Below are 23,442 nucleotides of genomic sequence, written 5' to 3'. Positions count from 1 at the left end.
CGGCAGCTCGTAGAGGTCCTTATCCACCGGATCACCTGGCTCGATGCGGTTCTTGATGCCGTCCAGGCCGGCCATCATTGCGGCGGTGAACGCCAGGTACGGGTTACCGGATGGGTCCGGCGCACGGAACTCGATGCGCTTGGCCTTCGGGTTGGACCCGGTGATCGGGATGCGGATCGCGGCGGAGCGGTTCTCCTGGGAGTACACCAGGTTCACCGGCGCCTCGAAGCCCGGCACCAGGCGGTGGTAGGAGTTCATCGTCGGGTTCGTGAACGCCAGCACGGCACCGGCGTGCTTGAGGATGCCGCCGATGTAGTAGCGGGCCATGTCGGAGAGCCCACCGTAACCGTTCTCGTCGTGGAACAGTGGCTGGCCGTCCTTCCAGAGGGACTGGTGGATGTGCATGCCGGAGCCGCCGTCGCCGGCGAGCGGCTTGGGCATGAAGGTGGCGGACTTCTGGTTGAACTTCGCGGTGTTCTTCACGACGTACTTGAAGGTCTGCATGTCGTCCGCGGCGTGCAGGAGGGTGTTGAAGCGGTAGTTGATTTCCTGCTGTCCGCCGGAGCCCATCTCGTGGTGGGAGCGTTCGACGTCGAAGCCGACGTCCTGCAGGTGTTCACCGATCTCGTCGCGGAGGTCCTGCATGTGGTCGTACGGCGCGGTGGGGAAGTAGCCGCCCTTGGTGCGCACCTTGTGGCCCAAGTTGCGGGAGCCGTCCGGGTTCTCCTTCGCACCGGAGTTCCACCAGCCCTCGACGGAGTCCACCTCGTGGAAGGACTTGTTGGTGGTGGAGTCGTAGCGCACGGAGTCGAAGATGTAGAACTCCGCCTCGGCGCCGAAGTTGCAGGTGTCGGCGAAGCCGAGTTCCGCGAGGTACTGCTCAGCCTTGCGTGCGATGTTGCGCGGGTCGCGGCTGAATGGCTCGCGGGTGTGCGGGTCGTGGACGAAGAACTTCACGTTCAGCGTCTTGGACTTGCGGAAGGGGTCCACAAACGCGGTCTCGAGGTCGGGCAGCAGCATCATGTCGGAGTTGTCGACGCTGGTGTAGCCGGCGATGGAGGAGCCGTCGAATGCGAGGCCTTCCTGGATCGCGTCCTCGTCGAAGGCGGACGCTGGCACGGTGAGGTGCTGTTCGATGCCTGGGACGTCGGTGAATTGGACGTCCACCCAGCGGATCTCTTCGTCGCGGATGAACTTCTGGATGCCTTCTGGGGTGGTGTGTTCGCTTCCGGGTTTGAACTTACCCATGGGGTTTCACTTCGCTTCTTGGCGTTTGTGGTGTGCAAGTCGTGCAGATATTCAGTTGTGTATTCAGTTCTTACTACCAATGGTAGGGAAAATGCCCGGTCAGTGCTGTGACGACCGGGCGTTGCTGCGTGCGGTCTGTTGCCGCAGGCTTTAGGTCAACCGTGGGGTGTCCCAGAGGTTGAGCTTGGTGCCGATGCCCTTCTTCAGGGCGTTTTCGTAGATGTCGGTGGCCCAGGCGACGTCCTCGACGGGCATGCCGCCGATGGAGTAGCAGAAGATTTCGTCGTCGTTCTGGCGGCCCGGTGCCTTGCCGGAGGCGATGTCGCCGATGTTGACGAGCTTGTCTGCAGGTAGGGTGCCTTCTTCCTTCATGTCCCACCAGCGGTTGCCCGGGATGCCGAGCAGGCGCTCGTAGGTGACGTCCGGCCCGTTTTCGTTGAACCACTCTTCGTAGAGGCCGGTGTAGTCGACGACGAGGCGGCAGTCATCGGACTGGACGAATTCGTCGTCGAGGCGGGCGGCTGCTGGCATGAGCAGCAGGGCGCCTGGCTTCAGGTATTCCTTCTTCAGGTACGGGAAGCCGGACGGGCCGTCCGGGGAGGTGGAGGTACCGGTGATGACGATGTCGGAGTCCCGGATTGCCTCTTCCTCGGTGTCCACGATGCGGACGTCCTCGAGCTGCGGGTAGTTCTCCTTGATCCAGTCGGCGGCGCGCTGGGTGGAGCCTGCGGAGCGGCCCTTGATCTTGACGTTCTTGATGCTTGGGCGCTGGGTCAGTGCGGCACCCAGGATGGTGCGGGACATGACACCCGGGCCGACGATGCCGACCGTCTCTGCGTTCTCGAGGGCGAGGTGCTTGACACCCACGCCCGGGACGGAGCCGGTGCGGTAGGCGGAGAGCAGGTTCGCGGACATCACGGACAGCGGTGCGCCGGTGACGGAGTCGTTGAGGATGAACAGGTGGATGGACCGCGGCAGGTCGTTCTGGCGGTTGTCGGCGTTGGAGCCGTACCACTTCACACCGGAGTTCTGGAAGCGGCCGCCGAGGTAGGCGGGCATGGCCATGAAGCGGCGGTCGGGGCCGTTGGCGGGCATGCCTTCGTGCTCCGGGTTGTCCGGGAAGTTGATCTGCGCGCCGTGGGAGTTCGCGGACGCGCCTGCCATGCGGTAGTCGCCGTCGGCGAGCAGGATGAGGGTTTCCTCCATCGTCTCGACGCACGCGGCGAGGTCGGTGACACCGGCGTCGACCATTTCTTCCTCGTTGAGGTAGAGGAAGTCGATGCGGGTCGGGTTGGCGGATGCCTGGTCAGTAGTGTTTGAGTTCTCCGTGCTTGAGCTGGTCAAGGGGACTCAATCCTTTCCATTTGTTTCGACGGCCACCTGTGCTGCGGCCTCGGACAAGGAATCCCAGAGGCATTCTCTCCAGAATCGTGTTCGGCAGCCTCTCAGCATCTGTTCGGTGCGCGATGTGCCGCGCTGGTCTGCTGACCCGGGTGCGGGGGCGATTGGCGGGGGTTTTCCCGCGTCGCGCCGAGGGGCACGGTTTTCCACGATACGGAAAAGCGCAGCGTGTGGGGCGGTTTCTTTCACAAATCGTGAAAAGGGCGGGTGTTGGGGTGCGTTCTGGAGCGGGGGTAGTGGCGCTTTAAAAATCGGTGGGAGCGGGCTGGGAACCGGCGTAGACATGCAGTGATGCGCGTCACTCGCGAAACGCGGGCAGGACCATTTCTGGTTGCTAATATCGCTAGATGTGAGTTCCGTCACATTTTTTATTCCCGGGTGCCCAGAGCGCCCGGACACAGGAGGGGATTGTTGTGCCTTTGCCAGTACCGCCGACCGTGCTTCGGGGCGTGAATGTTCTGAGCCTCGCGCCGAATCTGCCGGGCCCGATCGCGGCCCGCAGGTTGGCCGAGATGGGCGCGAAGGTGACCAAGATCGAGGGCCCCACCGGGGACCTCATGGCCCAGGCGGCCCCGAAGTATTACGAGTGGCTCTGTACCGGCCAGGATGTGGTGCAGCTGAACCTCAAGGAGGAGGCGGACCGCGGCACGCTCCACGAGCTGCTTTCCACCTGCGACGTTCTGATCACCTCCTCCCGGCCCGCCGCGCTCGCGCGGCTGGGGCTCGCCTGGGAGGAGCTGCACGCGGCGTATCCGCGGTTGTGTCAGGTCGCGATCGTTGGCCATTCGGGGGACGACGCCGATCTTGCCGGTCATGATCTGACCTACCAGGCCCATGCGGGCACGCTCTTGCCACCGGCGATGCCGACGGTGCCCGTGGCCGACCTGGCGGGTGCCGAGCTTGCGGTGCAGGCGGCGTTGGCGCTGTTGCTGGGCCGGAATGCGGGTGAGGACTCCGCAGGGCTGGGTGCGGGCGGTCAAGGCGCAGAAAGCCAGGGCGCTGAGGAGCGAGGTAACGGCGCCGCTGGTGGGGGTGGCTATCACGAGGTTGCGCTCGCGGATGCGGCGGAGGCTTTCGCGATGCCCGCGCAGTTCGGTCTGAGCGCGCCGGGTGGCCTGCTGGGCGGGGCGCTGCCGGGCTACCGGATCTACGAGGCGGCGCCCGCTGGCGGTGCGGGCGCAGGGGCTGACGAGCCTGTTGGCGGCGCGGCGGAAGGCGCTGTCATGGAGGGCGCCGAGGCGGAAGACGCCGGAGCGGAAGGCGCTGCGCCCACCCGCGTGGCCTTCGCCGCCCTGGAGCCGCACTTCATGGCTCGCGCCATGCAGCTGCTGGGGGTCGACGGCACCGAGGAGCAGTTCGCGGCCGTATTCAAGACCAAGACCGCCGCCGAGTGGGAGGCCTGGGGCATCGAACAGGACGTGCCCATCGCGGAGATCCGCGGGGCTGGCAGGGCGCGGAACTAACGTCCTGCCCCGACGTCCTGAACAACAACCGTGAGGGACGGACGTCCTGAAAAGGAGGCGTTACTGGGCCTGGCGGGCGCGGGTGCGGTTGTCGTAGAGCGCGATGAGCTGGCCGATGCCCATGAGTACCCCGATGGTCACGAAGCCGATGGCGGTGCCGAGCGTCCAGTTGATCGCGCGGGCGCTGGCGAAGACGATCGCGGTGATGAACGCCAGCCCCACCGCGGTGCCGATGCGCTGGGCGGTTTGGAGGACGGCGCCGGAGCTGCCGGCGTAGTTGAGGGGGACGTCGGCGAGCGTGAGCGTTTGGTTCGGGCCGATGACCGCGCCCTGGCCGGTACCGACGAGGAAGAGGGTGAGAACCATCCACCACTCGGAGACCCCGGCGGTGTGGTGCAGCACGAGCGCGAGGATCGTCAGCGCAATGCCGGTCAGAGCCACGGTGATGCCCTGGATGACGACCGTGCGACCGCGATCGCCGACCCGCTTGCCGGCCCAGTTGGCTGAGAAGGAGCTGCTGATCGCCGCGGGGATGCCCACGGACCCGGCGACCAGTGCGCTGTGGCCGAGGCCGTTTTGGAAGAAGAGCGCCACGAGCACCCAGATGCTGGTGATGCCCATGAAGTACACGCCCGCGAGCATGGTGCCCAGCCGGAAGCTGGGGAAGCGGAAGATCTGCATGTCCACCATCGGCTCGAAGGGCTTGGTGGTTTTCACGTGGCGCTCCCAGGCCAGCCATGCCAGAAGCAGAACTGCGGCGACGGGCAGGAGCAGGTAGTTGCGGGCAGTTCCGTTGTGTTCCACGAAGGGGTAGAGGAAGGCCAGGACGGTCAGGCCCAGCAGCAGGGAGCCCATCGGGTCGAGGCTGCGGACGGCGCGGACGACGCCGACGTTGCGGCCGGTCACCGGATCCTTGACGCGGCCCAGCAGGGGGCGGGGGAACCACAGGAGCGCGAGGGCGAAGGCGAGCAGGCCGAAGGGGACGTTGACCAGGAAAGTCCAGCGCCAGCCGTGCTCGGGCCCGCCGAGGCGGATGAGGAAGCCGCCTAGGGTGGGGCCGATGGCCACGGCCACGCCCACGACGGTGCCGAACCAGCCGAAGGCCCGGCCGCGTTCCTTGCCGCGGAAGTACTGCTGGATCATGCCCACGCCCTGTGGGTTGAGCAGGCCGGCGCCGATGCCTTGGATGAAGCGGGTGACGTTGAGGGCTTCCGCGGTGGGTGCGAAGCCCGCGGCGATGGCGGAGATCGTGTAGATGCCGAGGCCGATGAGGTAGATCCCGCCACGGCCGAGGAGGTCGCCGGCGCGCCCCGCGGCGACGAGGACGACGCCGAAGGTCAGGGTGTAGCCGGCAAGGACCCACTGGATGTCGGATTCGGTCGCGCCCAGGCCCTGCTGGATGGAGGGCAGGGCCACGTTGATGATGGACACGCTGATCAGCGACATGAAGATCGTCGTGAGGATCACGCCCAGGACTTTCCAGCGGCGCGGATCTTCGCCCGGGGGATAGGTGCCGGGCGATTGGACCGTGGCCTTCGTGGCGCCGGGCTGCGGCTTGTTCTGCTGCTTGGCGCCCTGTTGCTTGGGGTCCTGCTGCTCGGAGCCGTGCTGCTTGGCGCCCCCTTGCTCGGCACCTTGCTGTTTGAGCTCCTGGCGTGTGCTTTCTGCGTGCGTGTCCTTCTCAGCCACCGTGGTGTGCGCTCTCCTTAAAATCACCTAGTCACGTGTGTGTTTCATCGTTCTCAAGGAGCATAACGCTACTTAGGGTGCCCTTATTCCACGGGGTGCTGTGTGAGTGGCAGGGCTCTAGTCTTCGAGCGCGGCCTTCATGCAGCGCATCGCGGCCAGGGTCTTCGGCACGCCGACGTAGGGCATGAGGTGCACGAAGCACTCGGCGACTTCCTCGGGGCTCATGCCCGCGACGTCCACGGCGGTCTTGATGTGGCCAGTCAGCTGTGGTTCCACACCACCCATCGCGGTCAGGGCTGCCATGTTTAGCATCTGCCGGTCGCGCAGGGTGATTCCTTCGCGCTGGTAGGTTCCGCCGAAGACGGCTTCGACGACCCAGTCGGACGCGCCGGGCGCGAACTCGTCGAGCTGCTTCTTCCATGCGGCGGCGGATTCTGGGGTCTGGGTCTCGCGGACGAACTCTTCGCCCTTGTCGCGGTTCAGTTCCATGGGTGCGTTCCTTTCTCTTTTGGGCCCGCGCTCCGGGGGCCTGTGGCGTTGCCGTGTGGCGGGTCTGGCCTGCGATGTGGTTGGGCACACGCACGGGGAGCGGGGTTGGTTGCCCCGAGGCTAGCCCAAGTTGTGACGGCGGGGCGCGGGGGAGGAGTGGGCTAACCAGTGCGCTTCGCTAGATTTTCCTTGCAGGGCAGGGCCACCTTGCAGTGGGGGAGAGGAGGATCGAACGCTTCCATTGGCGGCGAAATGTTCGATATTTCCGGATCCTCGTCTGCAGCGGTTGTTAGATTGAGCACATGAATCGGACAACCGCGGTGGCAGATGCGTTGGCGATGATCCGCCTTGCGGACTCGGTGCCTGCTTGGGCGATGCTTCGTGCCCATAACGCCCCAGCTGTTCTTTCTGCCTTAAGTGCTGTCTTCGAAGGAAGTAATCGCCAGATCGCCGGATCCGATCTCACTCTCGCAGTGGAATCGTTGCTGATCGATATTCGGGAACAAACCAATTTGGAACTGCCCAAGTCGGCAGTGGCTTATATCAACGACTGGGTGAAGCTCGGATACCTCACGAGGCGCAGTCCACAGGGCTCGAGGGAGGAGTTTTACGAGCTCACTACGGACGCTCACGTTGCCATCGATTATGTGCAGCAGTTGATCAGTCCTCAGCGGGTGGTGACCAAATCCCGTCTCGGCACCCTATTCAATAATCTTCAGGATCTCGCAGCTGAAACAGACCCCGACGAGGCGAGGGCGATTAGCCGACTGGAGGCCCAGCGGGATCAGATCCAAGCTCGTATCGACAACATCCGCATCAACGGTGTCGGCGTGATTTCCGACGAGGAGGCAGTGGAGAGGGCGCGGGAAATCCTCGCCCTGGCTAGGGATTTGCCCACCGACTTCTCCCGCGTTCGAGAGGAGGTTGAAAATGTCGATCACGAACTTCGAGAATCGCTCGTCGAAGGGCAACTCAACGCTGGTGAGGTGCTGGACAATGTCTTCCGCGGTGTTGATCTGATCGCAGAGTCGGAGGCAGGGCGAGCCTTCAACTCCTTCTATGAGCTTTTCCTTGACCCGGAGCAATCAAAGCAGCTCGATGCCGTGATGGATGCCGTGCAATCTCGGGACTTCATGGAGCAGCTAGGCCCGGAAGAGCGGATTGAGATCGCTCAATTAGTTGACATGCTGGATTCCTCCTCGGGGCAGGTACATACCTCGCTCACGGGCCTATCTCGGTCGCTCAGGCGTTTCGTGCAGTCCCGAGAAGCAGAATCGCAGCAGGCGCTCACGCGGGCAATCAATCAGGCGCAGCAGCAAGCACTCGAGCTCGCAAAACGAGGGATCGCGCCCTACGAGAAGGTCGGCTACGAGCTTGAGCTGACGACGCGGCAACCGACGTCGCTGTCCAGCTGGGAACTACACAATCCTAAGGAATACCGCATTGAGCGCTCGATGGAAGTCAACGAGTCGGGCGAGATCGATTTCGAACAGATGCGTCAGCGCATCCGGGAATCAGAAATTGACTGGCAGGAACTGCGCGTCGCAATCAACGATGTGGTCGGCAGTAAGGGGCAAGCATCGATTCGGGAAGTTTTGGAAGAACATCCTGCTACCCAGGGGCTAGCGAGTGTGGTGGGGCTCATCAAACTTGCACATGATCACGGTGAAAGGTCCGACGGTACGGAAATCCTGCAGTGGGAGAGACCAAGCGGGAAAAGGTACCAAGCACGGTATGAACGTTTCGAATTTCGGAGGAAGGTTGGGCGCATTTAGATGGAAAATAAACTGTATGAAGGCGATACCGGAACCCTGACAGGTTTGCAGCGTCGTGCCCTGGCGGAACTCATCCGTGGCCCATACGTGTCGAGCGTGAAATCGCCGGAGGTCTTCACTGCGATATCCAACTCACGGGAGATCCTTGCCCAACAGCTGGATAACCTCTTCCTCACCCTCATCCTCGATGAGAACGCGGGGGTTGCCTACACAAAGGCGTGGGAAGCGGATGTCCCTGAAAAGCGTGCGTTGCTGCGTAAACAGTCATTGACTTTCATGGACACGGTGGTGATCCTCCACCTGCGCCGTGAACTGGTGACGACGAGCCCCAACGAGCGAACCATCGTGGATGAGGGCGAGGTTTTTGAGGCGACCCTGCCGTATCAAGGGCACGCCGGCACAGATAAGTCCACGCAGCGTAAGCGTTTTACTGCAGCGTGGAACAAGCTGAAGAACTACTCGATTATCGCCAGCACCCCGACCGAGGGGCGTTTCGAGGTATCCCCAGTGCTGCGCATCATCTTTTCTAGCGAAGAAATCGCTGCTGTCACCGAGTCTTTCCGTGCTCTCCTGGAGGAAGAAGAATGACGACGACTCTGCCTGGCCAATTCCGGCTTTCCCAAATCCAGGTTTATAACTGGGGAACATTCGACAACCTCCACTGTGTCGAGGTGCCACGGGAAGGCTTCCTCATTACGGGCCCTTCAGGTTCCGGTAAATCGACGCTAATTGATGCGATTTCGACGATTCTTGTTCCACCCGGCAAGATTCGTTTCAATGCTGCAGCGGATAACCAAGCGCACTCGGGTCGTAACTTGGTTACCTACTGCCGCGGCGCCTGGCGCCGCGAGCATTCGATCGAGGCAGACGAACTTACGCAGTCCTATCTCCGAACAGGTGCGACGTGGACGGGCGTCGCTCTACGCTACAGCGACGGGGCGGGGGAGACTGTAACAGCGTGCCGGTTGATGTTTTTGCCTGCAAATGCTTACTCGCGCCAGGAGATCACAGACCTCTATATTTTACTTCCTCGGGACGCCGACCTGACGGAGTTTGATGATCTGGCGCAGAAGAACCTGCCGGTTACCGAGGCGAAGAAGACGTACGGTGATGCCCTGCACGTTAGTCGAAATCACCCGAAGTTCAGCTTGGCACTGCGCCGAGCAGTGGGGATCGCGGATGCCGGCGCTTTGGACCTGCTGAACCGAACGCAATCAGCCAAAACACTCGGCGATCTTAACCACTTGATGCGTACTTTCATGCTGCCCGAACCAGAAACCTTCGAGATCGCGGAGCAAGCAGCGGAGAACTTCACAGACCTACGTACGGCGTATGAGTCGGTGGTGAAAACTCGTAAGCAGATCGAGCAACTGGTACCGGTACGCGTGGCGGCAGAGAAGCGCGCAGAGGTCGAAGACAGCCTGACCAGGGTGAAAGAAGACCGGGACGGCGTCGAAACATTCGTCGACGAGTGGCGGCAGCGCTTTGCCGAACAAGAACGGGATCAGCGGACCTCCGAGATCAAAGCAGTCAGCGCGACGATCGAAGAAGCCACCGGGGTGCGGGATGCGCACCGAGCGCAAGCAGATCAGTTGCGCGCGTTGATTCATGGCGCGCAGGATTCGGCCTTGGTTTCTGCACAAGCTCGTCGCGACCGTCTGCAAGACCGGCTGGAGCGAGTGACCAAGGAGGAAGAGGCATTCAACTCCCGGCTCAAATCCATTGGGGCTACAAAGCCCGGGAGCGCGGAGGAATTCACCAACCTCGTTCTTCAGTTGCGTGAAGAGCGGGAGCGGTTGAGCGTTGCGTATGAAACGGAAGACGTAAAGCTAGCCCAAGCACATGTGCGAGTTCACGAGCTGGGCGAGAACAAGAAAGAGCGCATCGCGGAGCTTGAAGCGTTGCGTAAATACGAATCGGCCATGGATAACCGGCTGCTCCGGGCGAGAGCCTTGATTGCGGAGCGGTCTGGGGTGCGAGAATCTGATCTTCCATTCATCGCTGACCTCGTGAGCATGAGGCCTGGTGAAGGCCACTGGCAGGGAACCGCAGAACGGGTGATGGGTGGTTTTGCTCGGCGGATCCTCGTTCCAGATGAACATTATGACCAGGTTTCTTCGGCTATTGATGGGACCTACCTTGGTGCGAAGGTGAGCTACACCCGGTTCACGCAGGATCTGGAAGAACAGCGCCCATCGCGTTTTGTGCCGAACTCGCTGGGCCTAAAAATCAACGTGAAACCCGGGCGGTATCACGACTGGATCCAGACTCAACTTTCTAAGAATTTCGATTACCTGTGCTGTGACTCTATGGAAGAGTTTCGTGCCGCCCGGCGGGCGGTGACTGCAAAGGGGCAGGTGAAACATAACCGCAATGACCACATCAAGGATGATCGCCGCCGAATCGATGACCGTTCGAACTGGGTGCTGTGGGGCAACCTCGCTGACAAGATTGATGCTCTCCAAGCATCGGTGCGCTCCATTGTGGCGAAACTTGAAGACGCTGAACGTCAACGCAAGACCATCGCGGCTGGCCAGGAGAAACGGCGTGCCCAAATAGCTACGATCGAGCGGCTATTGGAGACGGAGCGTTTTCAGGATATCGACGTGTCATCGGTGGCCCAGGAGCTTGCGGAAGCCCAGAGCGACGTGGATGAACTCACTGATGGGAACGCCGAGCTGGCTCAGCTGAAGGCGAAGTTGAAGAGTGTCGAATCTGCTCTCGACAAAGTTGAGGAGCAGGTCATGGCGCTGCGTAATCAGCTCAGCGGCTTCAAAATTCGTCTGGAGCAGGCAGAGGAAACGCTTGAGAGGGTTCGGAATCGCCGAGGTGGGAAGACCGTCTCCGAGGACGTTGCGGCTCGTCTGACAGAGCGTTGCAAGGCTATCGATCGCACCATCCGGTCCGATAACATCGATGCGCTCAGCAACCAGCTCGTTCGCGGTATTGAGGATCAACTTGCAGAGCTCAATGCTCGGTTCACCAAACATGGTGGCGACTTGGTGAACGCGATGAACCTCTACTTGGTGCGCTGGCCGGATCGAGCGGGCGACCTCAAGGCGGACATGGAGTGGGAGCAGGACTTTCTCCAGGAACTGGGCAGGCTTGAGGCAGACGATTTGCCACGTTTCGAACAGCGTTTCCGGGACATGCTGCAAGACGAAACCCACAAGCATCTTGGGCGCCTGCGGCGGCTGATCCGTGATGCGACAGCAAAGACGCGCAGCTCGATCCAGATGATTAATGATTCGCTCGCTGAGGTTGAGTTCTATCCGGGTGCTTACCTGACGATCGAGGTGCGGGAAGCACAGCCTGCGATCGCCCGCGATTTCGTTGAGCTGCTGGATTCTGCGTTGGCTGGGATTATCAATGATGTTGATCAGGAGGAGAGCGAGCAACGGTTCCACAAGCTGCAGGCGGTGATCGACGCAGTGACGGTCTCGGACGGTACATCAACTCGTGATCGCCAGTTGCGCCTGGACACGAGGCAACACGTGAAGTTCCTGGGCGTGGAATATAGCGAGGATGGAGCGCGTGGTGCGGTCTATGACTCATCGGAAGGTCTTTCAGGTGGCCAAGCCCAAAAGCTGTCCTCCTTCTGCTTGGCTGCTGCCTTGCGTTACCGACTGACTGGGATGGGCCTGCCGACCGCGCAAGAAAAGAAATCCATTGTCCGGGTGGGGGAGGATATTTACCCGCGATTCGGCACCATTGTTCTGGATGAGGCTTTTGACCGTGCGGATACGGAGTTCACCCGGGCTGCGATGGAGGCCTTCCGCCGCTTTGGTTTTCACATGATTCTGGCCACGCCCGAGAAGCTGCTGCAGACCGTGCAGGACTATATCGGGGGTGTGCTGATGGTGGAATGCCCAGACCGGAAGCGATCTCGAACGAGTTCTTTGACGATCGAGGAGGTGCAGGATGAAGACTCCTGATCAGGTGCGCCAACGCGCTGCGGTCTTTTATTCGCGTAACCATCGCAGCTGGTTGGCCGGGGAATTCAAGACGCTGACCATCAACCTGGATCCGCCGACTGGAAGGGCGGCAGAGCGTGATGACGGCGCTGCCGTGCGAGCATGGGTGGCACAGTGGAACCGCAGTTCAATTACCGCTGAGTGGGAGGATAAAAAGCTCAGCTACTTGGGGACGTATTCGCTGCCCCGGCGTGTTGTTCTCTCCGATGCGGATACTGCGGCTCGCGTGGCGGGCAAGCTTGATCATTGGCAACGTCTTCAGGCGGTCTTGGGCCGTTTCTGCATGGAGTTGGGGGAAAGCGTTCGCCCAGAACTCATCAGGCACCTTTCTTCATGGGAAGACTGGGGCGGCGTGACCGTGGAACAGTTCATCGCTGTTGTCCGGTGGGTCCACGAACATGAGGTCAGCGACTTTTATATTCGCGAACTGCCAATCTTTGGCGTCGATAGCAAGTGGTTCGAGGCGCATAGGGCGGTCGTTGAAGCGGTAGTCGGCCCATTGAATTTTAAGTCTAAACCCCAGTTGGTAGAGGTCCGCAGCCTTGACCCGGCGCTGGATATTAGCGGGATGCGATATCTAGCGTGCCCGGTGGCTGAGCTGGGTGAAACGCCTGGGGAGCGGGTTCTTATCGTCGAAAATCACCAGAGTTTCCTTGCCTTGCCCGATTTGCCTGCGACAGTGGCGATCTTCGGTGGTGGATTGAACGCTGCCAGGATCGTCCAGCAGATCCCATCGTTAGGGGAGATAGACGTTCTTTATTGGGGCGATCTGGATTCGTATGGGTTCTACATCCTGGAACTCGTGAGGCGATACGTGCCTCACGCGCGTTCTGTTCTCATGGACCTGGATACGGTCCGGGATCATGTTGATCTTGCGGTGAAGGAACCGCAACCTAGCCGGTTTGATCCTGAGCTGTTGAGTTACGGGGAGCGCTTGGCTTTGGATTATCTCCGGGGGCGGTCTGCAGGCGGATGCTTGCGCATTGAGCAGGAAAGAATCTTATTCGACTATGCGCAGCAGCAGCTACGTCACGCAGTGAGCCCCAATGGTGCGGGTGCATAGCAGCGGTCGTAGGTCCGGCCCTGGTGAATCAGTGGACTAAAATTCCTGACATGAGGAAAACCACCAAGCCCGCTGTTCCTGGCGCTCACCAGGAGCTTCACGATTCCGACGAGGCGGCGAAGATGAACTCGCTGCGCGCCGGCGTGTTGGACGCCAACGACGGCATCGTCTCCGTGGCGGCACTGCTCATCGGTGTGATCGCCACCGGGGCGGGGGATAAGGCCATCCTGATGGCAGGGTTGGCCGCCACCATCGCGGGAGCAGTCTCCATGGGCTTGGGCGAGTACGTGTCGGTGTCCGCCCAGCGTGACACCGAGCAGACCCTGATCGCCAAGGAGAAGAAGGAGCTGCGGGAGGCCCCGGAGGAGGAGATGGAGGAGCTCGCGGGGATTCTCTCCGGTTACGGGATTAGCAAAGGCACGGCCGTGGAGGCAGCTCGCGAGATTCACGCGGAGGACGCCCTGCGCGCCCACCTGCAGCTGGAGCTGGGTATTGACGCCAACGAGCTGACCAGCGCGTGGGCGGCGGCGTTCTTCTCCGCGCTGTCCTTCCTGGCCGGTGCTGCGCTGCCGATGATCTCGGTCTTTGTGGCGCCAACCGGCACGCAGGCATGGGTCGTCACTGCGGTGACGATGCTCTCCCTTGCCCTGACGGGCCTGATCTCGGCGAAGATCGCGGGCACCAGCGTGGTTCGCTCGGTGGTCCGCCTGGTCGTTGGTGGTGGCCTGGGCCTGGCGCTCACCTACGGCGCGGGCGCGCTCTTCGGAGGCGTCGCCTAAGCCCAGTGGGGCCTTGGCGTAGACCCCGTGCCGTTCACTGAGTGATTCCGGTCACGGGGCATAATGGCTCCATGGCGAAGTTTTCCGAGGTCCTCACCCAGCTGCGCGATAATCAGCCGCAGGCGACGTATGGCATCGCTTTCGAAAAGCTGATGGTCAATTATTTCCGCACGGACCCCACGCTGAAGGCCCAGTTTGATGAGGTCTACCGCTGGACTGATTGGCGCTACAACGGTGGCAAGGCTGATACCGGTATCGACCTGGTCGCCCGTCGCGTGGACGACGGTTCGTGGACCGCGATCCAGTGCAAGTTCTACTTGCCGACGACCAGCATTAGTAAGTCGAACCTGGATTCCTTCTTCGAAGCCTCGGGCCGGACCTTTGAGACCGAAGAGGGCGTGGAACATTTCGGCAGCCGCCTGATCATTTCCACCACCGACCTCTGGTCCTCCAATGCGGAGGAGATGCTCGCCAACCAGGTGATCCCCACCAGCCGCATTGGCGTGTCCGCGATTTCTGAGTCCCCGATCAACTGGGATGTGGTCTTCCCGGGCGCTGCGATGGGTGATAGTGCGATGCAGATCAACCTTTCCCGTCGCGAGACGTTCGAGCCCCGCCCGCATCAGCAGGAGGCCATCGACCGTGCGATCGCGGGCTTCAGTACTCACGATCGTGGCAAGTTGATCATGGCCTGCGGCACGGGCAAGACCTTTACCGCGCTGCGCTTGGCTGAGCAGGTTGCAGAGGACAACGGTGGTAAGGCTCGGGTTCTGTTCCTGGTGCCATCCATTTCCCTGCTCTCTCAGACGTTGAAGGAGTGGACCGCCCAGGGCCGGATGGATATGCGCACCTTCGCGGTGTGCTCGGATGCCAAGGTTTCCCGCAGCGCGGAGGACATCGCCACCTATGACCTCGAGGTCCCGGTGTCCACGGAAGGCTCGCAGATCGCGGAGCGTTTCGCCTCGGGTAAGCGGGCCAAGGGCCTGCACGTGGTCTTCTCCACCTACCAGTCGCTGCCTGCGGTGCATGACGCGCAGCAGGAGGGGCTGGATGATTTCGATCTCGTGATTTGCGATGAGGCGCACCGCACCACGGGCGTGACCTTGGCTGGGGAGGATGCCTCGAACTTCGTGCGCATCCACGATGCGGACTACATTAGTTCCGCGAAGCGGTTGTACATGACGGCGACGCCGCGTCTGTTCGACGACCAGGTCAAGGGCAAGGCTGCGGAGCATTCCGCGGAGCTTGCCTCCATGGATGATGAGGCCGTGTACGGCCCAGAGTTTTATCGCTTGGGTTTCGGTGAAGCAGTGGATAAGGGCCTGCTCACTGATTACCGCGTCCTTGTGATGACGGTGGATGAATCCGTTGCTGCTGAGGCCATGGCCCGCGGCGAGGACGGCCAGCTAAACCTGACGTTGGCCTCGGCGATGATCGGTGCCTGGAATGGTTTGGCGAAGCGTTCCGGCGACCTGCAGGGCCAGAAGGGTGGCTTCGATACGAACGCTGCACCCATGCAGCGGGCAGTGGCCTTCGCCCGGGATATTAAGACCTCGAAGCAGATCTCGGAGTCTTTCCCTTCCCTGATTTCTGCTCATCAGCAGCTCCGGGAGGCCGCGGTGATGGGGGACGTTTCCCTGCACAATGTGGATCTGCGTGTGGCATCTCAGCACGTGGATGGGGCGATGAACGCGATGGAGCGCGGGTCGAAGCTCTCTTGGTTGGAGTCCACGCCCGACGAGGACCAGACCCGCGTACTCACCAATGCGCGCTGCCTGTCTGAGGGGGTGGACGTTCCAGCGTTAGACTCGGTGATTTTCTTCAACCCGCGTAATTCCATGGTGGACGTGGTGCAGTCCGTCGGGCGGGTGATGCGTAAGTCCGAGGGTAAGGACTATGGGTACATCATTCTGCCGGTGGCGGTGGCCCCGAATGTGTCGCCGGCGCAGGCGTTGAATGATAACCAGCGCTTCAAGGTCGTGTGGCAGATTCTCAATGCGCTCCGTGCCCACGATGATCGCTTCAACGCGAAGGTGAACTCCATCGCGTTGAACGAGGGCCAGGCGGATGAACTGCCGATTGCCGTTGATCACGTTGCAAGTCCTAAGGAACAGCTGGATCGGGTGGAGGCCCGCTCCCAGGCTGATTCCGCGGAGCCGGATCAGGACATGGCCCAGCAGATCGCCCTGTTCTCCCTGGAACAGTGGCAGGAGGCGATGTACACCAAGCTGGTGGACAAGGTCGGCACCCGCACCTATTGGGAGGATTGGGCCGACGATGTAGCGACCATCGCCGAGAACCAGATCACCCGTATTAAGGCCCTGCTGGACGGTGCGGATGGCAAGCTACGCAAGGAATTCGAGAAGTTCGTCGAAGGCCTGCGCAATAACCTCAACGAGGGCATCACCGAAGACGACGCCATCTCGATGCTTTCCCAGCACCTGATCACCGCGCCGGTGTTCAACGCGCTGTTCGAGAACCACGACTTCATCACCCACAACCCCGTGGCCCAGGTGATGGAGAAGATGGTCGCGGCACTCTCCCGGGAGAACCTCGATACGGAAACGGAGTCGCTGGAGAAGTTCTACGACTCCGTGCGCGTGCGTGCCTCGGAGGTCTCCAGCGCTTCTGGCAAGCAGCAGGTGATTAAGGAGCTTTACGAGCGCTTCTTCCAGAAGGCCTTTAAGAAGCAGGCGGAGTCCCTGGGCATCGTCTACACCCCGGTTGAGATCGTGGACTTCATACTGCGAGCTGCGGACGAGGTTTCGCAGAATCACTTCGGCAAGGGGCTTTCCGACGAAGGCGTGTGCATCCTCGACCCATTCGCTGGAACTTCCACGTTCACCGTCCGTCTCCTGCAATCTGGCCTTATCAAACCGGAAGACCTTGCGCGAAAGTACGCCAGTGAGCTCTTCGCTACGGAGATCATGTTGCTGGCGTACTACGTCTCTGCTGTGAACATTGAGACGACCTATAACGCCTTGCGCGAGGAGGCCGCCCAGCGTAACGGCGAGCCGGTCCCGGAATACGTCCCGTTCGGCAATATCGCTCTCGCGGATACCTTCCAGATCCACGAGGAAGGAGACATCCTGGATCTGACGGTATTCAAGAACAACAACGAGCGCATCGTGCGGCAGAAGGAGGCCCCGATCAATGTGATTGTGGGCAACCCGCCATACTCGGTGGGTCAGACGAGCGCGAACGATAACAACGCGAATGTGAAGTACCCGACGCTGGATGCTCGGATTGCGGAGACGTACGCGGCGATGTCCACGGCGACGAATAAGAACTCGCTCTATGATTCCTACCTGCGTGCATTCCGCTGGGCCACCGACCGCATCGGTGACCAGGGCGTTGTCGCTTTCGTCTCCAATGGCGGTTGGATCGACGGCAACACCGGTGATGGTGTGCGCCTGTCCATGGCCGAGGACTTCACGGATCTGTACGTGTACAACCTGCGGGGTAATGCTCGCACGGCCGGGGAACAACGGCGAATGGAAGGTGGCAACGTATTCGACGCGGGCTCTCGCACTAACGTCGCCATCACAATTGGGATCAAGGACCCCACCAAGTCCGGCTTCCAGCTGCACTACCGCGACATCGGCGATTATCTCACCGCCGATGAGAAGCTGAGGATCGTCGACACGTCGACTATCGACGCTGTCGACTGGCAGCCCATTGCCCCGAACTCCCACGGTGACTGGGTGAACCAGCGCAGCGACGAGTTCGCGATGTGGCCGGTCATCGGCGAGAAGAAGGGTAATGCGACGAAGTTCTTTGAAGAGCATTCGCGTGGCCTTTCAACTGCGCGTGATGCGTGGTCGTATTCTTTTGCGACCGCCCAACTCATAGAAAACATCGAGACGCACGTTGCGAACTACCGCCAGGCGCAAGACCTGTTGCAAAACGAAGGGTTTGAAGAAAGCAAGCGGGGGGTCGACGCGTTGTTTGCGCAGCACCCTGAGCTAGTCGATAGCACGCAGGGATCATGGAATGCCAACCTGAAACAGGAGCTAGCCCGCGGAACCGAAATCTCGTTTGAACCGGACCGTGTGTACACGTCGTTGTACCGCCCGTTCTACAAACAGCGTAATTACTTCGCGAAGGAATTGATCGATAGGCAGTACCAGTTGCCATCGATGTTCCCGACGCAGCACCACCACAACATCGGTTATTACGTGCTGAACCCCGGCGCAGAGAAACCATTTTCCGTGTTTGCAACGAAGCTGCTTCCAGACTTGGCTCTCTACGGTTCGAACGCTGGCCAGTTCTTCTCCCGCTTCACGTGGGAGCCGGTTGAGGCTTCGGATGGTGGGTTGTTCGGCGAGGCTGCGTCGATAAGCGAAGGTGAGTCCTCGATCTATGGGCAGGTTGGTGAGGTTGTTGCGGGGTATGTGCGCAAGGACAACATCACTGACGCGATCAAGGCGCTCTACCGCGACGCGCTTGGCGCGGATGTGACAGGTGACGATATCTTTCACTTTGTATACGGGAAGCTGAACGACCCGACGTACCGGGCTAAGTATGCAGCCGACCTGAAGAAGATGCTGCCTCACATCGAGACCCCAAGTTCTCGTACTGAGTTCGATAAGTTTGCGGCAGCCGGGCAGAAACTCATGGATCTGCACGTGGACTACGAGAACGTGGACCCATGGCCGCTGGATATCCAGGTCAAGGGTGATGAATCTGACCGGGAAACCTGGCGCGTAACCAAGATGCGTTGGCCGAAGCGCAGGGACCCAGAGACTGGCAAGAACGTCAACGATGTCACGAAGCTGATCTACAACAAGCAGGTCACAATCGCCGGTATTCCGGCGGAAGCCGATGAGTACATGCTCGGCTCGCGGTCTGCAATTGGGTGGCTGATCGACCGGTACCAGGTGAAGAAGGATAAGGCATCGGGAATCGTCAACGACCCCAACGACTGGGCCGACGAGGTGGGAAATCCGCGGTACATCGTGGACCTCGTCGGCCGCGTGGCCCGCGTGGCGATGGAAACCGTCAGCATCGTTAATTCCTTGAATGAGAAGTAGCGGAGAGGAACGCAGGTGAACGCGAGAACCTGGGATGAATTTTTGATCCCGTGCTTGTCAGTGCTCGAGGATGGGGAGATCCGAAAGCGGAGAAACATCGTCGCCACCGCGGCTGAAAACATGGGAATCAGCGAAGAAGAACGAGCCGCAACTATCTCATCGGGTGAAGCTCGGTACTTGAATCGCGGAAATTGGGCGGTTACCTATCTTTCCAAGGCAGAAGCGATTTCTTCTCCTGCAAGGGCGCTCTGGCAAATCACGGACAAGGGGCGACGCTTGTTGGCGAAATATCCAAATGGAATTACTGAAGCCGAGCTGCGTTCTGAAAGTGGGGAGTCCTACCAACAATTCCGGAACCCCTCTCACAGCAAGGCAGATTCCACGCCAGCAGATGCTTCACTTGAACAGCCAGAATCCGAGCTAACACCACTCGAGCAGGTCGACGATGGTCAGCGCCGCAACGAGGAAATGGTCGCCGAGGAACTGCTGAAGCGGATGCATGAGAGGGAACCAGCCTTTTTCGAACAGGCGGTGCTGGATCTGCTCATGGCCATGGGGTACGGAGGCTCCTTCGGCAACGCAACGCGCACGCAGCTGTCCAACGACGGCGGCATCGATGGTGTGATCGACCAGGATGCGCTGGGTCTGTCTCGCATTTATGTGCAGGCGAAGCGCTACGAGATGTCTAAGTCTATTGGACGCCCGGATGTCCAGGCCTTTGTCGGAGCACTGCATGGTGCGCAGGCCTCCCAGGGAGTTTTCCTCACCACGGCCTCGTTTAGTTCCGGTGCGATTAACTACGCGGGGTCGGTTCAGTCCCGCGTGGTTCTCATCGATGGCGCACTGCTTGCCAAACTGATGATCAAGTACGGCGTTGGCGTCCAGACGAAGCGGACGGTCCAGATCGTCGAGATCGACGAGGACTACTTCGAGTAGCTGGCAACCGCAGTTAGATCCCAGGAGCAGGGGGCACAGCCCCTTCTCCCATGGGGGCAGGGGCTAGAGTTCTTCTTCCTCGAAGTTGGAGGCAACCTCAGCATTGATGCCTTCAGACACATCGCGGGGAACGCTGTTTCGAGCAGCTCGCAGAGTGCTTCCTGGCGAGCTTCTAGGCGCTCGACGGGCCCTTTGCCTTCATTCAATCCTGGGCCTTGTTACCCATTTGCAGCACCATAGCGCCTTTGCTGGTCATATGAGGTAGGCAACCCGCGCTACATCGTGGACCTCATCGGTCGCGTGACACGCGTGGCGATGGAAACGAACCGAATCGCGCGCGGGTCGGAGGGGCAGGGCGTTCGCCAGGTGTGCGCACTAGTCCCACGTGACGGCTTCTGCGAGAAGAAGATCAGCGAGCTTGGTGTTGTGGAAACGGCTGTACATCGTGGAACCACGCCGCATGAGGCGAGTGTTGAGTGTGTACGCAGCTTTGAGCATTTCGTCCAGATACGGAAACTCAAGGTCCCCATTAATGATCGCGCGCAGTACGCCGAGACTGAAATCGAAGCTCAAGACACGCTCCCCGCGATACGGAACGTCGTCATAAACTGCCCAGAACCCATCTGGGCTTTCAAAACGGTCTGAACCTTCGATAAACGCGGTATTGATCCTCACGGTCGCAAAAGCATGTGGATCATCCTCATAAGCTGTCGATTTACTGGCGACAATGAATAGTGTCTCTAGATTCCCGCAGGACAAAGTGAGCAAACGATGTTCAGTTTTCGTGTGGTTTGTCGATGGCATGCATGAAACAGTCCAAAGCTGCTCGACGGTTGAGGCCGGGTCTTGAATGGTGTTGGCGATGTACCAGCCGACCAGCGACCTAAGTTCCAAGAAAAGAGGATGGCGTAACAGGGTTGCGACCTTTGGATCGATTTTCTCCACGTACGACTGTGCCGCCCCTATGGCGCGCTCACGTTCCCAGGGAAGAGCTACAGTGGATCCCGCCGAAGTGACGATTTCTACCGTGTCGTTGCCGCGTGGCTTGTTGGTCAGCATGATGTTGCGCACCGAGTGCGTCGCCTCGGTTTCGGTAATGAGAAACTGCTCCGCTTCGTCGAGCAAGTCCGCTGGCATCGGGAAGAAGTCGATGGCGACGATGTCCGGCCAAGTTCGTCGGTGGCTGGCGAAGCGACTCACCACGTTTCTGGATTGCCCTGGATACGCTTCCCCGTTCTCAAAGTGCAGCCGATAGACCCCACACGTGGATTCGCCTCTCTTGAACGCTGGTCTCAGCGAATCCAAGTCACGCACATCGATGGTTTTTCCCTCAGGCAGCTGCATACAGGAATCTTATCCGGAGAAACTGCTTCTGCTCGTGGCGTGCGTGGATGGGGCACGGTGCGCCGGGGCAGGGGCGCACTTTTGGGCTGTGCCGTGCCACAAAACGCGCGAATAGTGACACGCCACGGCCCAAAACGGCCTGCGATTGTCGTAGCCCCGGGAACCGAATCCCGCTGAGTCCCGGCACCCAGCTCGCAAATACACCACAAACACAAAAACAAGGGTCACCCCAGATGGGGTGACCCTTGTTTGGTCCGGCCCTGGTTTAGGGGCGCGCTGTGGCAGGATCCGGCACGGCTAGTACTGGCCGCCTATTGCGGCTTCAGGTTCAACGCGCGGCGGACAGCTTGCTGAGCGGAATCAAATTGTTACCGTCCTGCAAAGCCCAGAACTCCTCGCCGCTGAGGTTAGACACACCCAATGCGCGCGCAGCGGCATCGAGGGATTCGTAGGTGTTGACGCCATCGATAAGTACCTGCCCATCAGCGGTGACCACCGCGTCTACGACCCAATCTGGGTCAACCGGATCGAGCAGGTCGTTCTCCTTCAGCAGCCCTGCCTCGATAAACTCCTGCAGGCTGCGACCTTCCGGAATCTCTACCTCAGGCATCGGCTCCGAGTGGACCCCCGAACCATCGGAGATCTGCCCGAAGGCGTCGCGGATAACCTCGGCGATGAGCGAACGGCGCTGCTCCAAAAACTCCTCATACGTCATGTTCGCCCAGCCCTTTGGCAACGCATGCCAGTACATCTGCTGCGACAGCCAATTCTCATCCTGGGCACGCTGTGAAACCAACTCCGGCCAGTAGTCAGCGGGGGCCCGATCAGAAATCTTGATGTTCGTCGCCCAGTCCGTCGGAGCGAAGTTCGCAGCCTGGTTGATGCGTTTGAAATCGTGGGTGCCGAGGACCTTCTCCTGGTACTTGCGAGGGAAGAGGTGGTGGCCCTCCGTTCCCTTCTGCGCGGGCTGGTTCGGATCCATCCAATCCCGAACACGCTCATTCAACATGAACATTTTCGCATCCAGGATGTTTAACGCAGCCAAGTAGCACTGGTAGTGAGGGGACAAAGCAGAACCGGAGGTGATCAGCCGTTGTGGCAGGTTGTATCGCCAGAAGTCCTCGGTGAGCTCGGTAGCAATAACGCGGTCAAGAGCAGCTTCAAAACCGTCGGCGTCACCAGGTGCGATTCCGCTGATCAGGTCAATATCCTTCTGGATCTGGGTTTCAGAAGAACCGGTGTAACGCCCCGTTAGCTGCGCCATGAAGAGCCAACGGGCGACGATCGCACGGAGGCGAGAAAGCTCGACATTGAAATCTGTTCGCCCCAGCAGGAAGATCACGTACGAGTAGATAATGTTCATGCTCGAGGTGACGTTCTTACCTGACCGGAAACCGGCGGTTTGAATCGATCGGATGAATTCCGTCCAATTCACCTCATCGGTGACCAGCGGGAGCGCTTGCTTCAATAGCTCAAGCTGCTGCTCCTGTCGTTCGGAGTTCACGCGCCCCGTGTGGCGGTCCTTCGACTGAAGCGCCGCGTACGCATCACTGAGGCGGCCGCGGCGTTGACCGATTGCCACCATCGCGCGGGTGATCAGACCGTTGTTTAGGGAGATGTAGTTGTTATACGCAGTCCAACGAACTGGCCGCCCCAATTCGCTAGAGGCGTGAGCAGGCGACATCCTTGAGTTCCGCGCAAATTCCTCAATTTGTTCGCGTCCCTCCGGCCAAAAGACACTAAGCCAGGTGAGGATGTAGTCATAGGCCTTTAGCCGAACACCCTCGGAGTTGATACGCACGAAAACATCGGCGACGAGGCGCTTATCGGCGGTGGCATCAAGGTGAACAACGTTAAATGTGTAGTTGTTTAGTGCAACTAGCTTGCTGAAAACTATTTCGATCTTTTCGTGTTGTTCTTCCGTCAGCTCAGCCCCTGTGGCCTCGTAGCGTTTGATGAACTCCCGGCGTGCCTGGAAAGGGCTCTTGAACACGGCCGAGATGTCGTCGATCCACTCCGGCGATTTCGTGATGGGAGGAGTACGAACTTCAAACTTCTCGCTGAAGGGGTTGAAGGCAATGCGGATGAGCTTCTTCTTGTAGTCATGGTCCCGAACTTCGTGCCCCTTGATCGCGGCGTACAAACTGGTGAGCCGCTGTTGCCCGTCAATAATTTGATGTGCCCCGGTGAACTCGGGGTCCTCCCTGAGCGCGCGCGATGAGAGTGTCCGATTGTTTGTGTGCGGGGG

At 60.2% G+C, this 23,442-nt stretch carries 14 protein-coding genes and 1 pseudogene; 9 read left to right on the top strand and 6 right to left on the bottom strand.

What is annotated here, in order from left to right; translation table 11 throughout:
- On the bottom strand, positions 1–1,248 hold a 1,248-nt coding region (gene glnA / locus HMPREF3097_RS04440; RefSeq protein WP_246821280.1), incomplete at its 3' end, for a type I glutamate--ammonia ligase.
- Positions 1,249–1,398: 150 nt separating this feature from the next.
- The gene (locus tag HMPREF3097_RS04435; RefSeq protein ID WP_070761272.1) at positions 1,399–2,499 is read right to left on the bottom strand and encodes an ornithine cyclodeaminase family protein; all 1,101 of its coding nucleotides are present in this window, start codon (positions 2,497–2,499) and stop codon (positions 1,399–1,401) included.
- Between the two features lie 563 nt (positions 2,500–3,062).
- On the opposite strand from HMPREF3097_RS04435, the gene HMPREF3097_RS04430 reads away from it, so the two are divergent.
- Complete coding sequence (locus HMPREF3097_RS04430; protein WP_070761241.1) at positions 3,063–4,112, top strand: CoA transferase; 1,050 nt, start codon at positions 3,063–3,065, stop codon at positions 4,110–4,112.
- A 60-nt stretch (positions 4,113–4,172) separates the two neighbouring features.
- On the opposite strand, the gene HMPREF3097_RS04425 is transcribed toward HMPREF3097_RS04430, so the two are convergent.
- Together HMPREF3097_RS04425 and HMPREF3097_RS04420 are read right to left on the bottom strand one after the other, a co-directional pair.
- The gene (locus HMPREF3097_RS04425) at positions 4,173–5,828 is read right to left on the bottom strand and encodes an MFS transporter (RefSeq protein WP_070761239.1); all 1,656 of its coding nucleotides are present in this window, start codon (positions 5,826–5,828) and stop codon (positions 4,173–4,175) included.
- A 90-nt stretch (positions 5,829–5,918) separates the two neighbouring features.
- Positions 5,919–6,290: a carboxymuconolactone decarboxylase family protein gene (locus tag HMPREF3097_RS04420; protein WP_070761237.1), complete on the bottom strand. Its 372-nt coding sequence runs from the start codon at positions 6,288–6,290 to the stop codon at positions 5,919–5,921.
- Between the two features lie 302 nt (positions 6,291–6,592).
- Here HMPREF3097_RS04420 and HMPREF3097_RS04415 point away from each other — a divergent pair, with 302 nt between their 5' ends.
- From HMPREF3097_RS04415 to HMPREF3097_RS04385, 8 genes and pseudogenes are all read left to right on the top strand, one after another.
- On the top strand, positions 6,593–8,065 hold the full coding sequence (locus HMPREF3097_RS04415) for a DUF3375 domain-containing protein (protein ID WP_246821279.1): 1,473 nt from the start codon (positions 6,593–6,595) through the stop codon (positions 8,063–8,065).
- Positions 8,066–8,653 (top strand): DUF4194 domain-containing protein, encoded by a 588-nt coding sequence (locus HMPREF3097_RS04410; RefSeq protein WP_070761235.1) that lies wholly within the window; start codon positions 8,066–8,068, stop codon positions 8,651–8,653.
- On the top strand, positions 8,650–12,000 hold the full coding sequence (locus tag HMPREF3097_RS04405) for an ATP-binding protein (RefSeq protein ID WP_070761233.1): 3,351 nt from the start codon (positions 8,650–8,652) through the stop codon (positions 11,998–12,000). The genes HMPREF3097_RS04410 and HMPREF3097_RS04405 overlap by 4 nt, the downstream gene beginning before the upstream one ends.
- Positions 11,987–13,102, top strand: a complete 1,116-nt coding sequence (locus HMPREF3097_RS04400) for a DUF3322 domain-containing protein (protein ID WP_070761231.1) — start codon at positions 11,987–11,989, stop codon at positions 13,100–13,102. Before HMPREF3097_RS04405 ends, HMPREF3097_RS04400 begins: the two co-directional genes overlap by 14 nt.
- Before the next feature lie 50 nt (positions 13,103–13,152).
- Entirely contained in the window at positions 13,153–13,881 is a 729-nt protein-coding gene (locus HMPREF3097_RS04395) for a VIT1/CCC1 transporter family protein (protein WP_083317949.1), read from the top strand.
- Between the two features lie 71 nt (positions 13,882–13,952).
- The gene (locus HMPREF3097_RS04390; protein WP_070761229.1) at positions 13,953–18,914 is read left to right on the top strand and encodes a DEAD/DEAH box helicase; all 4,962 of its coding nucleotides are present in this window, start codon (positions 13,953–13,955) and stop codon (positions 18,912–18,914) included.
- A 15-nt stretch (positions 18,915–18,929) separates the two neighbouring features.
- Positions 18,930–19,187, top strand: a pseudogene (locus tag HMPREF3097_RS10015) (winged helix-turn-helix domain-containing protein); the annotation flags it as partial.
- A gap of 6 nt (positions 19,188–19,193) precedes the next feature.
- Entirely contained in the window at positions 19,194–19,850 is a 657-nt protein-coding gene (locus HMPREF3097_RS04385) for a restriction endonuclease (protein WP_246821283.1), read from the top strand.
- Positions 19,851–20,225: 375 nt separating this feature from the next.
- Here the strand turns inward: HMPREF3097_RS04385 and HMPREF3097_RS04380 are convergent, their stop codons facing one another.
- Both HMPREF3097_RS04380 and HMPREF3097_RS04375 read right to left on the bottom strand, forming a co-directional pair.
- Positions 20,226–21,194, bottom strand: a complete 969-nt coding sequence (locus HMPREF3097_RS04380; protein ID WP_070757743.1) for a GIY-YIG nuclease family protein — start codon at positions 21,192–21,194, stop codon at positions 20,226–20,228.
- Between the two features lie 328 nt (positions 21,195–21,522).
- Positions 21,523–23,442: GmrSD restriction endonuclease domain-containing protein (locus HMPREF3097_RS04375; RefSeq protein ID WP_070761227.1), on the bottom strand; the 1,920-nt coding region annotated here is incomplete at its 5' end.

It is taken from the genome of Corynebacterium sp. HMSC27B11 (assembly GCF_001815985.1).
In the GTDB taxonomy this organism is placed as follows: domain Bacteria; phylum Actinomycetota; class Actinomycetes; order Mycobacteriales; family Mycobacteriaceae; genus Corynebacterium.
The sequence above is the reverse complement of the archived record's forward strand: the minus strand, read 5'-3'. Positions and strand labels throughout refer to the sequence as shown.

Excerpts from the sequence above, each read along its gene's own strand:
- HMPREF3097_RS04395 (WP_083317949.1), top strand. The coding sequence starts at position 13,153 with ATGAGGAAAACCACCAAGCCCGCTGTTCCTGGCGCTCACCAGGAGCTT.
- HMPREF3097_RS04410 (WP_070761235.1), top strand. The coding sequence starts at position 8,066 with ATGGAAAATAAACTGTATGAAGGCGATACCGGAACCCTGACAGGTTTG.
- HMPREF3097_RS04390 (WP_070761229.1), top strand. The coding sequence starts at position 13,953 with ATGGCGAAGTTTTCCGAGGTCCTCACCCAGCTGCGCGATAATCAGCCG.
- HMPREF3097_RS04420 (WP_070761237.1), bottom strand. The coding sequence starts at position 6,290 with ATGGAACTGAACCGCGACAAGGGCGAAGAGTTCGTCCGCGAGACCCAG.
- HMPREF3097_RS04405 (WP_070761233.1), top strand. The coding sequence starts at position 8,650 with ATGACGACGACTCTGCCTGGCCAATTCCGGCTTTCCCAAATCCAGGTT.
- HMPREF3097_RS04435 (WP_070761272.1), bottom strand. The coding sequence starts at position 2,499 with ATGGTCGACGCCGGTGTCACCGACCTCGCCGCGTGCGTCGAGACGATG.
- HMPREF3097_RS04415 (WP_246821279.1), top strand. The coding sequence starts at position 6,593 with ATGAATCGGACAACCGCGGTGGCAGATGCGTTGGCGATGATCCGCCTT.
- HMPREF3097_RS04380 (WP_070757743.1), bottom strand. The coding sequence starts at position 21,194 with ATGCAGCTGCCTGAGGGAAAAACCATCGATGTGCGTGACTTGGATTCG.
- HMPREF3097_RS04400 (WP_070761231.1), top strand. The coding sequence starts at position 11,987 with ATGAAGACTCCTGATCAGGTGCGCCAACGCGCTGCGGTCTTTTATTCG.